The organism is Pacificoceanicola niger (assembly GCF_048553275.1).
Lineage (GTDB): Bacteria > Pseudomonadota > Alphaproteobacteria > Rhodobacterales > Rhodobacteraceae > Pacificoceanicola.
The window spans coordinates 66,603-78,511 of the sequence record NZ_JBLZMW010000004.1; the positions used below are offsets into that span (position 1 = coordinate 66,603).

General features: G+C 61.4%; 13 protein-coding genes. 1 reads left to right on the plus strand and 12 read right to left on the minus strand.

All coding sequences use genetic code 11. From position 1 onward, the window contains the following. Nucleotides 1-13: 13 nt before the first annotated feature. The 7 genes from ACN2XU_RS07325 to ACN2XU_RS07355 all read right to left on the minus strand — a co-directional run bounded on the left by ACN2XU_RS07325 (nt 14) and on the right by ACN2XU_RS07355 (nt 5,733). Nucleotides 14-1,252 (minus strand): CpaE/TadZ family protein, encoded by a 1,239-nt coding sequence (locus ACN2XU_RS07325; RefSeq protein ID WP_419409765.1) that lies wholly within the window; start codon nt 1,250-1,252, stop codon nt 14-16. A gap of 321 nt (nt 1,253-1,573) precedes the next feature. Continuing rightward, complete coding sequence (locus ACN2XU_RS07330; RefSeq protein WP_419409766.1) at nt 1,574-2,260, minus strand: OmpA family protein; 687 nt, start codon at nt 2,258-2,260, stop codon at nt 1,574-1,576. A 19-nt stretch (nt 2,261-2,279) separates the two neighbouring features. After that, nucleotides 2,280-3,716, minus strand: a complete 1,437-nt coding sequence (locus ACN2XU_RS07335; RefSeq protein ID WP_419409767.1) for a type II and III secretion system protein family protein — start codon at nt 3,714-3,716, stop codon at nt 2,280-2,282. A 216-nt stretch (nt 3,717-3,932) separates the two neighbouring features. Beyond that, the gene (gene cpaB, locus ACN2XU_RS07340) at nt 3,933-4,784 is read right to left on the minus strand and encodes a Flp pilus assembly protein CpaB (protein ID WP_419409768.1); all 852 of its coding nucleotides are present in this window, start codon (nt 4,782-4,784) and stop codon (nt 3,933-3,935) included. Between the two features lie 217 nt (nt 4,785-5,001). Beyond that, nucleotides 5,002-5,181, minus strand: a complete 180-nt coding sequence (locus ACN2XU_RS07345; RefSeq protein ID WP_419409769.1) for a hypothetical protein — start codon at nt 5,179-5,181, stop codon at nt 5,002-5,004. Nucleotides 5,182-5,264: 83 nt separating this feature from the next. Next, nucleotides 5,265-5,444, minus strand: coding sequence for a Flp family type IVb pilin (locus ACN2XU_RS07350; protein WP_419409770.1), 180 nt, complete (start codon nt 5,442-5,444; stop codon nt 5,265-5,267). Nucleotides 5,445-5,553: 109 nt separating this feature from the next. Further along, complete coding sequence (locus ACN2XU_RS07355; protein ID WP_419409771.1) at nt 5,554-5,733, minus strand: Flp family type IVb pilin; 180 nt, start codon at nt 5,731-5,733, stop codon at nt 5,554-5,556. A gap of 349 nt (nt 5,734-6,082) precedes the next feature. Between ACN2XU_RS07355 and ACN2XU_RS07360 the strand changes: the two genes are divergently transcribed. Continuing rightward, the gene (locus tag ACN2XU_RS07360) at nt 6,083-6,931 is read left to right on the plus strand and encodes a lytic transglycosylase domain-containing protein (RefSeq protein WP_419409772.1); all 849 of its coding nucleotides are present in this window, start codon (nt 6,083-6,085) and stop codon (nt 6,929-6,931) included. Nucleotide 6,932: 1 nt separating this feature from the next. Here the strand turns inward: ACN2XU_RS07360 and ACN2XU_RS07365 are convergent, their stop codons facing one another. The 5 genes from ACN2XU_RS07365 to ACN2XU_RS07385 form a co-directional block, all read right to left on the minus strand. Next, nucleotides 6,933-7,778 (minus strand): MBL fold metallo-hydrolase, encoded by an 846-nt coding sequence (locus tag ACN2XU_RS07365; RefSeq protein WP_419409773.1) that lies wholly within the window; start codon nt 7,776-7,778, stop codon nt 6,933-6,935. Nucleotides 7,779-7,883: 105 nt separating this feature from the next. Beyond that, nucleotides 7,884-8,471, minus strand: coding sequence for a GNAT family N-acetyltransferase (locus tag ACN2XU_RS07370; protein WP_419409993.1), 588 nt, complete (start codon nt 8,469-8,471; stop codon nt 7,884-7,886). Then, a complete protein-coding gene (locus tag ACN2XU_RS07375) occupies nt 8,471-9,733 on the minus strand; it encodes a M16 family metallopeptidase (protein WP_419409774.1) in 1,263 nt (420 codons plus the stop codon). Before ACN2XU_RS07375 ends, ACN2XU_RS07370 begins: the two co-directional genes overlap by 1 nt. Continuing rightward, nucleotides 9,730-11,118: a threonine synthase gene (gene thrC, locus ACN2XU_RS07380; RefSeq protein ID WP_419409775.1), complete on the minus strand. Its 1,389-nt coding sequence runs from the start codon at nt 11,116-11,118 to the stop codon at nt 9,730-9,732. Before thrC ends, ACN2XU_RS07375 begins: the two co-directional genes overlap by 4 nt. 4 nt (nt 11,119-11,122) lie before the next feature. Further along, entirely contained in the window at nt 11,123-11,794 is a 672-nt protein-coding gene (locus ACN2XU_RS07385; RefSeq protein ID WP_419409776.1) for an SURF1 family protein, read from the minus strand. Between the last annotated feature and the right edge of the window lie 115 nt (nt 11,795-11,909).

Sequence of the window (11,909 nt, forward strand, 5' to 3'; positions counted from 1 at the left end):
AACCCCCGGGCTCTCAAGCCGCTTCTGCGTCTGAATTACCAAGCGCGAGCAAGTTCGCGGCCAGTTTTGAAATTTCCTTGCGCAGCGGATTTTTTGCCGCGTGATTGGCAAGAGGCTGGCCATGATCGCAGGCCTGCATGACGACCTTCCCGCCATCGGGGAATTGCACGTCGAGCGCGATCCCGAGGCTGTCGGCCATGCGCTTGACCCGCGCCTTGCCCTGAAGATCGGTGAATTTGGGTGCGCGGTTCAGAATGAAGCGCAGCTTGTCGAAGGGCAGGTCCTCGGACATCAGCGCCTTTTTCAGGCGCAGCGTGTTCTGGGCTGACCGCATGTCGAGTTCGACCATGGCAAAATAGACCTGCGCTTCGGTCAGCACGGTTTCGGTCCAGTTGACCAATGTGCCCGGCATGTCGATGATGACATAGTCAAAGTGCTCGCGCGCCACGTCGAGGAGCCGCTGCACATCGGTTGGAGACAACATGTCGAGCGGCAGAATATCGGCGGGCGAGGTGAAGACCTGCATTTTGTCTTCGAAACTGACGAGCGCCTGCCCGAAGCTGTCGCCGTCCATGGATTCGGTATCCGACAGCAGTTCAAGCACCGACTCGCGGCGGGGCAGGTCGAGATAGGTCGCGATGGAGCCGAATTGCAGTCCAAGGTCGATCAGGCAGACGCGCGGCGGCTTGTCCTTGCTGACGCTGACCAGTTCGTAGGCAAGGTTTGATGCCAGGGTGGAGGCCCCGGCGCCGCCAGCCAGCGATTGCACCGCGATCAGGACGCCATCGCCATCGCCCTTGAGTTTGACGCCCTGTGCCTGCGGCGCGGCCTGCAGAACCGGATCGGGGCGGCGGATTCGCTCCACCGCCGCGGCCAGCTCCCCCTCCGGCAGCGGGTAGGGAATGAACTCGTCGGCGCCCAGCCGCAACAACTGGTGCAGGGCCGAGGGCGTGACATCCTCGGCAATGAGCACGATCTTCACGCCGCGCGCCTTGGCGCCTGCGATGATCTTGCCCAGCTTGGCAATATCAGGCTCGTCAATGGCGTCGATGGCCATGGCGATGAATTCAAGATGGGCGGCGTCGGGCTGGCCAAGGAAGGGCAGGGCTTCGTCAAAGCCGAGGTCCCCCCAGCTCTCTCCCAGGATTGCCTCCATGTCCTCGATGAGGAGATCAAAGTTCTGGACGTCGCGGCTGACAGTGCAGGCCACGATCGGGGCCGGGTCAGTTGCCGATGCAGATGTACTCGTCATTATGCCTCACGTCCTGTTTTTTCAGAGCGGACCCGGGCAGGCGCGACTTCCAACAAACCTCAACCACCCAAGTTCCGGACCCTGTAGGCGCCGACTCGGATGCCGGGACCTGATCCTTCGAGGGTCAAACTGCTCCTGAAACGGGGCAACATTTTGGCCAAAAAACCGAAATTGTACGGTATTTCTGGACAGAGAGGTTTCGTTGAGCTTGGTTAACTTGTTTGTATTCAGAGGCTTATGAATTGTGGCGCGAAACAGTCGGCAAAGAAAAAGGCCCCGCTTGGGGGCCTTTTCGGAAACGATCTGACATTTTGCGAAGGATCAGCCGCCACCGCCGCCCGCGCCGGTTTCGGTCTGGAAGTCCTGGCCCTGGATTCCAGTCAGGCCGGTCTTCGGCACGCCGGAGCGGACATACTCGCGGTAGACCACCTCAGCATATTTGCCGTCCATGACCGTGGGATGGCCGGCCACAAAGCCAGAGACCTCGGTCACGGTGCGGCGATTGCGGCGCTCCTTGCCTTCGGTGACGATCAGCGGCTGCGTTTCGCCATAACTGACCAGTGCCTCCAGTCGCGAACGCTCAACCCCTTGCGATGCAAGGAAATTCACCACGGCATTCGCGCGGCGCAAGCCAAGGTTCTTGTTGTAGGCCGCATTGCCGACCTTGTCGGTGTGGCCATAGACGTTAAAGCGGACTTCGGGGAACTGGCGGATCCAGTTCGCCTGCTCGCGCAGGGTGTCGCGGGCCCCGGCATCGAGCGCATCGCTGTTGAAGGCGAAGTTGACCGTCGTCATGACTTCGGTCGCAAATCGCTGTCCGAGATCGTAGACGTATTGTTTCTCGCCGTTCTGATACTGGGTGTTGTTCATCGTGGCGTAGCCGAAATCGCCGGTATCGGTCAGCGATCCCGCTTCGCGGTTGAAGGAGGCATAGACCGGATCCCGGCTCTGTGCGCTGCATCCGGCCAGCACGCAAAGCGTTAGGCCCGCCATGGTGATCCTGCTCATCTGCTGTCCCCGCATCTGATTATTCCATCACATAGCCGTAGGAACCGCTGAAGTCTTGTTTTGCGACTTCGCCAGCGGCGCCTCGGGGTGTTTTCTTGGAGGTATCGCTCGCAACGCGGCCATACAGGAAGAGATCCTTTTCCGACGGCGGACGCACGCGGTCCGTCGGAAGCGCCAGGGCTTCGCCTTTTGTCGGTGTCACAAGGTGCGGCGTGACGATGATCACCAGTTCTGACTGCTCGCGCACGTATTCCGCGCTACGGAAGAGAGCGCCGAGAACCGGCACATCGCCGAGCCATGGCACCTGACCGTTCAGGTCGCGGAAGTCGTCTTCGAGAAGGCCGGCAATGGCAAAACTCTCGCCGTCGCGCATTTCAACGGTGGTCTGTGCCTCCCGGCGGCGGAAGGCCGGGGCGGAAATGGTCTCAAACTGGAAGGCATTGTCGAAGTCGAGCGCCGAAACCGCTGATTCCAGTTCCAGATTGATCAGATCGCCATCCACCACGCGGGGGGTGAAGTTCAGCTCGACACCAAAGGGTTTGTATTCGATCGAAATCATGCCGCCCTGTTGGGCGACCGGGATCGGGAATTCGCCGCCGGCGAGGAATTTTGCTTCCTGACCGGAAATCGCAACCAGGTTCGGCTCCGCGAGGGTACGCACGACACCTTTCTGTTCCAGTGCTTCGAGAAGGATGCCCACTTCGAGGCCACCGGCGTTGAAACCGAAGAGCACCGCGCCCTCGGCGGCGTTGGAGCCCGACTGCGGGTTCAGCTTGCCGACGATCGTGTCCACATCTGCCAGCGGTGACGCGTTGCCGGTGCCGATCTCAAGGCCAAGATCCCCGCCCAGAACAGACCCGCCGGTGCCGATGGAGGCGCGCAGCGTCTTTGCGACCGAGCGGCTCATTTCAGCAAAGCGGACCTTCAGCATCACCTGCTGGATGCCGCCAACACTCATCAGGTTGGACACCCGTTCAGGGGCGTAGCGCTCCGCGAGGTCCAGCGCGCGCTGCATCTTCAATGTCGAAGAGACCGTCCCGGACAGGACGATCCCGTCATTGGCGGTGCGCACCTCGATCTGCTCTTCGGGCAGGATCTGGCGCAGCCGCTCCTTGAATTCGGTGACATCCGCCGCGACCCGCACATCGACGTTGGTGAGCAGATTGCCCTGCGCGTCGAGAATGGTCAGCGTCGTGGTGCCGGGCGTCTTGCCCAGAACATAGATCGACCGATCCGAAAGGGAGTTGATGTCGGCGATGGCCGGGTTGGCAATCGAGAGCTCGGCGAAGGGCACGTCACTTTCAACCACGACTGCCCTGTTCATCGGCACGCTCAGTACCGATTCCGTGCCTGTTCGCACAATGCGCAGCTGCTCTGCCTGAACATGACCTGCCACCGGGGCAACAGCCATGGTCAGCCCGAGAAGGGCTGCTTTGAGAAACCTATCGTATGTCATGTGACCTGCCTTTCGATCACGCCTCAAAAATGCAGGTCTATTGCCTGCTTATTGCCGGGGAGGATGCGCCACTTTCCCTTTCGTTGCAAGAATCAATGACTTCGTACGTTGCGTTTATGTGGATAACGCGCAACAGGCTGCCAAAAAACAACAGTGCCGTATCGCAAAACGGGCGCCCGTTTCCGGACGCCCATGCGTGGTGAATCGTGATTTGGCTCAGTTGCAGGGGATCGGAATTTCGATCCGCTCCGTTCCTTTGTTGGTCCGGATGGTGCAGACTTCGAGCGATTTTTCGGCGCGCTGCTCCTGCTTCTGAATGCCCAGGAGGGAGCGTTGGTCGACCTCGATGGCCTCGGCCACGGTGTCGTCATTGTGCGACATCAGAGACAGCGACAGACGGCCGGTGGATTGCGCCTGTGCCAGCGCGGCCACCTGCTGCGGGCTTGCGGCCACGGTGACGGTGCGGGCAATTGTTGCGTCGGGGCTGTCGGAATGCGCCATCTGGTCGATGGCGATAAGGCCGATACCGGTCTGGATCAGTTTGGTCACGTCACCCACGGGCAGGTTGGGATCGTTGCCCGGAATGCGGCCGGTCCAATAGATGTCGACGCGGTCACCGGGGCGCAGGAAGCCGGACACGCCGGAGGCGACGTCCACCTTGATGGCAAAGGCACGCTGGCCTCTTTCGAGTCGCGAGGTCAGACCGGCATCGCCGCCAGGCTCGGAAACTTTCACCGCCACGAGGGCTTCGTTCTTTTCCATCGCACGGACAGCGACCCTGGGGCCTTCATTGTCGGCGAAGAAGGGATTCGCCTCGTCGAAGTAGCCTTCGGGCAGGATCTGCGTGGGCCAGGGCGCCAGGGCCACATCCTCCGCAGAGATCTGTTCGCCGAAGGCCAGGGGCCGGGTCGCGATATAGATTTCCTGTGTCGGAACAGCAGCGGTCACTTTGGCTCGCTCTTCCTCAAGCGCACTTTCATAGGCGCCGATGTAGTTTTGCGCCATGTAGACGGCAAAGCCGGCCAACCCCAGCCCCGCTATCAACACCAATCCGAATACAAGTCGCATGGTTCATCCTCATGGGTTCACGTTCGTCCCCGCATCGCGGAGTATTCCGGTCCGTTTTTCGCCGAGGATTGTGGCCAAAACAGGTCCGGCGCACGGCTGTTGTGTGAATTGAACACGTCTTGGCAACTGAAAAGGACGGGATAACTGATTGCTAGAAATGAAAAAAGGCTGCCCCGTTCTGGATCAGCCTTTCTCGCGTAAGGAAGTCTTGTCGCGGTCAGAAGTCGTTCTCGGCGGCAATCGCACCACCGGCGGACGTCATGAGCGCATTCGAGTTGTCCTCGATCACGAAGAACGAGATGGCCGACATGCCGACGACGGCAGCGGTTATGATAACCCAATCGACGGTCACGGCTCCGGACGTATCGTCCCGAAACGTTTTCAGAAGCTGAAACATCCTCTACCCTTTCTTTCTCAGAGGTTATGCCCCGAGCCGATGGGGCGCATCGGCTCGAAAGACATGTCTTATGCGAGAAAGACTTAGAAGTCGTTTTCGGCTGCCACTGCACCACCGGCTGCGGTGATCAGGTTCGAAGCGTTGGTCTCGATGGTCGAGTAGGCAGCGATGGCCAGGCCAACGACGGCGGCGGTCAGAACCACCCAGTCAACAGTCACGGCGCCGGCTTCGTCTTTGCGGAAGTTCTTGATCATGTTCAGCATTGGTATTCTCCTGCTTGCCCGCCTGGGGCATGAAATTTCAAAGGGTGCCGGCGCGTCCTGGGCCATGCCCGCGCGCCGGGCTTTATGCGGCGATCATGCCGCGATCGACTTAGAAGTCGTTTTCAGCTGCCACTGCACCACCGGCTGCGGTGATCAGGTTCGAAGCGTTGGTCTCGATGGTCGAGTAGGCGGCGATGGCCAGGCCAACGACAGCAGCGGTCAGAACCACCCAGTCAACAGTCACGGCGCCGGCTTCGTCTTTGCGGAAGGTGCTAAGGAATTTCATCATGGTCTCTCTCCGTAGATATATGTTTGCTCACGTGGACCGCGTCGATGCGTTGATGGGCCTCTCTCACTTGCCCCGTCTCGCTGCGGTATGAGGATAATTAACACTTGGTTTGCGGCGAGAATTTGGCCTGATTGGTTTCATTTTGCAGCGGCGCGAAAACTTGCGCTGGGATTGTCTAAGTGTATGAAAATAAATGTGTAATAAGTTTATTTCGGCACGGAGGCAGAGCGCACCTATGCAATAGTGTAGGGAATTTGCACCGTTTAGTTTACGTCTTGGCAACACTGGTGGAGGTGGTGCGGCATTTGTGTCATTATCGGAAAAAACAATAGGCAGACGAGCACAGAGCATGGCCCCCAGATTTTTCCTGGCGCTGATTTGCGCCTTGTCGCTTGCTGCGCCGATTGCGGCGGAGACGACGTTTCCCTCGTTCAGCGCAAAGCGCGTGAAACCGCCCGCACCGGGCACGAAGAAGCGCATCACGGTTCAGATCGCGCCGCGCGCCGAGCCCGCGATCCCGCCGCGTCCGGTGGCGCCGGAGGCTCCGGCAAGCAAGGTCACGGCCGCCGTTGCGCCGGTGGCTCCAGTGACCCCGGGCGGCAGCTATGACTGGTATTGGGATGTGGTCTCGCCCGCGTTTTCGGCGACGGGGCCGGGCCGCTTGCCGCAGGCGCTCGCGGGCTTGTCCAAGTCACCCCGGGGCGGGGCGGTCAGTGCGCCACGGCTGCAGGCACTGCAGGATATCGCCTCTGCCCATGGCAAGGACATTCTCATGGCGAGCATCGGCACGCGGGTCTCTCCGGCGTTGGCACTGGCGGTGATTTCGGTGGAATCCGCCGGTCGGGCCGATGCCAGGAGCGGCGCGGGCGCCGAGGGGCTCATGCAATTGATGCCCGCCACGGCAGAGCGGTTTGGTGTCGCGGACAGCTTTGATGCGGCCCAGAACATCAAGGGCGGCGTCGCTTTCCTCGATTTCCTGATGGATAAGTTCGAGGGCGATCCGATCCTCGTGCTTGCCGGGTATAATGCAGGGGAAAACTCCATCGCCAAGCATGACGGTGTACCGCCCTATGCGGAAACGCGGGATTATGTGCCGAAAGTCCTCGCCGCCTTTCAGGTGGCGCGCGGTCTGTGCGTCACACCGCCCGAGCTGATTTCGGACGGCTGCGCCTTTCACTTCCTGACGGCAAGCAACTGACTCAATCCGGATCGCGCAGCCATTGCGGGCGCAGTACCTTGATCGTTGGCCGGGAGGGAAGGTCGCGCAGCGAAACCTCGATTGAAGGGCCTTCGACATAGTCGATGGCGAAAGTCTCTTCCATGCCGCGCAAAAAATTTCCCAACGCAAAGTCGGAAAACCAGTGCATCGGAATGACGATGGACGAACGCAACCGCTCCGTCACCCGCATCACCGTAGGCAACGGAAGGGTATAACCGCCATCGACCGGCACCATCAGCACGTCGATCCGGCCAAGCGCGGCGTATTGCTGCGGCGTCGGTTCGTGGTGCAGGTGGCCAAGGTGTCCGATACACAGCCCCTCCACCTCAAAGATGAAGATCGAATTGCCCGCATCCTCGCGCCCGCCGAATCGGCTGCGAATGTCGGTCGAGACGTTGCGGACGAGCATCTCGCCCAGGTCGAGATGATGCTCGATGCCCGCGCCATGCGTCTCGCCCCAGCCTTGCAGCACATGCGGAATGGCCGGGTCCGGAGCAGCGGTCCAATGGGTGTCATGAGCGTGGTTCATGGTCACGATGTCGGGCATCAGTGCCGTGTTGCCGGTAAAGCCGGTGAAATCGGTCACCGCGTCCAGCCCGCCACGTGTCTGGATCAGGAAAGACGCATGAGCCAGATAGTGAATGCGGACGGAATACTCCGGCACCGGCTCCGTCCATGATGCCTTGTGCAGGTATTCGATACCAGGCGCGGCCTCGGCGATTGCGATGCAATGGCTGGGCCTGCGTTGGTCGGGGGCCGTGTTCTGCGCCTGGGTGGCAGGGGCAAGGCTCAGGGCGATCAGGCAAGCGGCAAGCAGTCGAAGCATGGTCTCTCCTCCGGATACTCCGAAAGGATAGTCCAGCTGTCCCCTTTCCCAAAGCGCCGGAGACGCACGGGTGTATCAACGCTTTGTGATCTGCCCGCGTAGCGATCAGATTCCGACGGTGGTCTTGCCGCGTCTGTCGCCGCGCAGGGCGGCGTACAGCACATGGGTGCGCCAGCGTCCATTGATCTGCAGGTAGCTTTGCGCAACGCCTTCGTATTTGAAACCGGAGCGCTCAAGCAGCCCGCGCGATGGCACGTTCTCCGGTAGGCAGGCCGCCTCGATCCGGCTCAGTCCCATCTTTTCGAAGGCATAATGCACCATGGCTTCGATCGCCTCGGACATGTAGCCATGCCGGGCAAACGGTTCCCCAATCCAATAGCCCAGCGTTCCGGACTGGGCCGGACCGCGCCGGATGTTGTCGAGCGTGATCGCGCCGAGCAGCCGGTCATCCTCGCGGCGAATCAGAAACAACGGAATCGCGCTGGAGCCGTTGATCGAGCGCGAGGCCCAATAAACACGATTGGTGAACGAGCGACGCGAGAGGTGATCGTTGGCCCAGGTCGGCTCCCACGGGGTGAGAAAGTCGCGGCTGTCGCGCCGCAGGCTGGACCATGGCGTGAAATCGGCGTGCACAGGGGGGCGGAGCGTCAGACGCTCTGTCTCAAGCTTGAGCTTGCGCCTTACCCTCAACATCATGCGGTTCGGCGCTCCTGCAACTCCTCCAGCGCCGGAGCGCCCGAGACCGGTCCGTAGAGCGCCATGGCCGCCGGCGCCTTCGTGGCCTGATCTTCGGCAAAGGCGCAGACATCCGCGAGCGTCACCGCGTCGATCCGGGCCACGGTCTCTTCGATCGGAGGGACCTTGCCCCAGATCTGGATCATCCGGGCCATGCGCTCAGCGCGGCTCGACGAGCTTTCCAGCCCCATCAACAGGCCGGCCTTCATCTGCGCGCGGGCCCGGTCGATCTCGGCCTGGCTCATGTCGTCGGCGGCGCGCTTCATCTCGTCGATGGTGATATTCGCCAGCTCGCCGATCTCCGCGCCGGAGGTGCCGGCATAGATCGTGGTCATCCCGGTGTCCGCATAGGCGCCGGAATTGGCGAAGATCGTATAGCACAGGCCGCGCTTTTCGCGAATTTCCTGAAACAGCCGCGAGGACATGCCGCCACCAAGCGCCAGCGAGTAAATCTGCGCGGTATAGAAGGAGGGGTCGCGGTAACCGGGCCCTTCGAAGGCCAGCGCCCAATGTGCCTGTTCGAGATCCTTCTCACGGCGGCTTTCGCCCCCGGCGAAGGACGCGCCGTCGGCGCCGGACGCGTTGCGCGGGATCATATCGCCGAACAGCGCCTGCGCCTGTGCGACGAGGGTGTCATGATCAACCGCACCGGCGGCGGAGAGGATCAGCTGATCAGGGCCGTAATGCTCTTCGACAAAGCGCGACAGGTCATCGCGCTGAAAGGCTTTGACGCGCTCCTGTTCACCCAGAATTGTGCGTCCGATCGGCTGATCGGGGTAGGCCTTTTCCTGCAGCCAGTCAAAAACGATGTCATCCGGCGTGTCGTTGGCTTGGCCGATTTCCTGCAGAATCACATGCCGTTCCGTCTCGATTTCGTGCGGATCGAAAACCGGGTTGCGCAAGATATCGGCGATCACGTCCAGCGCCAGTGCGGTGTCCGCTTCGAGCACGCGGGCGTAATAGGCGGTTACCTCGCGGGAGGTGTAGGCATTGATATAGCCGCCGACATCCTCGATCTCCTCGGCGATCCGCAGCGCGCTGCGGGTCTTGGTGCCCTTGAAGGCCATGTGTTCGAGAAAATGCGCGATGCCGTTCTGCTCGGCGCGCTCGTGCCGCCCCCCGGCGGTTACCCAGATGCCAAGCGAGGCAGACTGCAGGCCGGGCATGGTTTCTGTGACGATACGGAAGCCGTTGGGCAGGGTGGCGGTTTGAACGGTCACTTGGCGATGCGCTCCGAAATGAGGGTTTCCAGCGCGGACAGGTCGTTGGGCACCCGCGTCACGCGCTCTAACCGCTCATACAGGTCTGCCATGCGGGAGGGAAGAGGGGGGCGGATGCCGCTGGCCTTTTCCACCGCATCGGGGAATTTCGCCGGATGGGCGGTGGCCAGCGTGATCATCGGTGTGACCGGATCGCGCAGCGTCTCCGCAACCTTCACCCCAATGGCGGAATGCGGGCAGAGCAGCTCGCCCATGGTGGCGTTGGCCTCGGAAATGGTCGCCAGGGTTTCTTCCTCGGAGACGCGGCCGCTGTCGAAATGCTCGCGCAGCGCCTGTAGCGCGCCCTGGCTGACGTTGAAACCACCGTCTTTCAGCTCGTCCATGAGCTGGGCCACGGCCTTGCCATCGCGATTGTAGGCGTCAAAGAGCGCGCGTTCAAAATTCGAGCTGACCTGAATGTCCATCGAGGGGCTGATGGAGGGGTGGACCTCGGAGGTCTTGTACTCCCCCGCTGACAGGCAGCGGTGCAGGATGTCGTTCTGATTGGTCGCGACGATCAGACGGTCGATCGGCAGGCCCATTTTCTTGGCGATATAGCCTGCGAAAATATCACCGAAGTTGCCGGTGGGCACCGTGAAGCTGACCGTGCGATCCGGCGCGCCAAGCGATACGGCGGAGGAGAAATAGTAAACGACCTGCGCCAGGACCCGGGCCCAGTTGATGCTGTTCACCCCGGCGAGCCGCACGGAATCGCGAAAGTCGAAATGGTTGAACATGTCCTTCAGACGGGCCTGGCAATCGTCGAAATGACCGTCCATGGCGAGGGCATGGACGTTGGCCTCGTCCGGTGTGGTCATCTGGCGGCGCTGCACCTCGGACACGCGGCCATGCGGGAACAGGATGAAGACATCGACATTGTCGAGCCCCTTGAAGGCCTCGATCGCCGCAGAGCCGGTGTCGCCGGAGGTCGCGCCGACGATGGTCACGCGCTCTCCGCGCCGTTCCAGCGCCTCCTGAAACAGCTGGCCGATCAGCTGCATGGCAAAGTCCTTGAAGGCCAGCGTCGGCCCGTGGAAAAGCTCCAGCAAGAAATGGTTCGGAGCCAGCTGCACAAGGGGCGCGCGGGCGTTGTGGCCGAATCCGGCGTAGGCCTTGGCGATCAGGTCGGCAAAAACCTCGTCGGTGAAGGTCTCTCCGACGAAGGGGCGCATGACGCGAAAGGCGATCTCTTCGTAGGACAGACCGTTCAGCGCACGGATGTCCGCGGCGCTCATCTGTGGCACGCTCTCCGGCACGTAGAGGCCGCCATCGCGGGCAAGACCGGACAGCATGGCCTCTTCGAAGCTCAGGGCAGGGCTTTGGCCACGGGTGGACACGTAACGCATTGGATCAGTCTTCCTTGCTGCGGCGCCAGAGGAAGGCACCAGTCATGAGCAACCACACCACGGCAAGTGAGAACCATGTGATGGCGTATTGCATGTGATCATTGGGAATACCGGCGGTATCGACCGGCATCAAGGTCAGGCCCGGGTCGGGGGGCGTCATGCTGCGGGCAATGACGAGCAACGGCTCGGTTTTCAGGACTTCCGACATCTGGTTGATGTCGCGGGCGAACCAGGTGTTCTTGGCCACGTCGTTGTCGGGGGTGGAGCTGTTGCGGTCGTCCGGCCAATGCAGATTGCCGGTGATCGTGACAGGCTCGGGACGGGCGGGGGCGGCCTTTTGCGCGACGGGGATAAAGCCGCGATCGAGCAGGAGCGTGCGGCCTTCTGTTGTCGTGAAGGGAGAGATCACCCGCCAGCCCGCGCCGATGCGCTTGGCCGAGACCAGAACAAAGAGGGCGTCATCCGCGATCGTGCCTGTCAGCTCCACCGGCTGATATTTTTGCTCGGCGGGAGAGATCAGCGTGGGCAGCGGCTGGGCCGGGCCGGAAATGGTGGTTTCGATCTCGGACAGAATACCCCGTTTCCAGTCGAGCCGCTGCAGTTGCCACGTGCCAAGCGCCACGAGGATCGCCGCGCCGATCAGGCCGAAGAGCAGGGGAGGCAGGATGCGTTTCACGTCTGGTTTATCCGTCTCGAAACAACAAAGGCGCATCCGTGGGGATGCGCCTTGTCTTTTTTCACTCTGTCGCGCCGGGTTCAACCTCTGAAAGCGGGTGCGGGGTATAACCCCG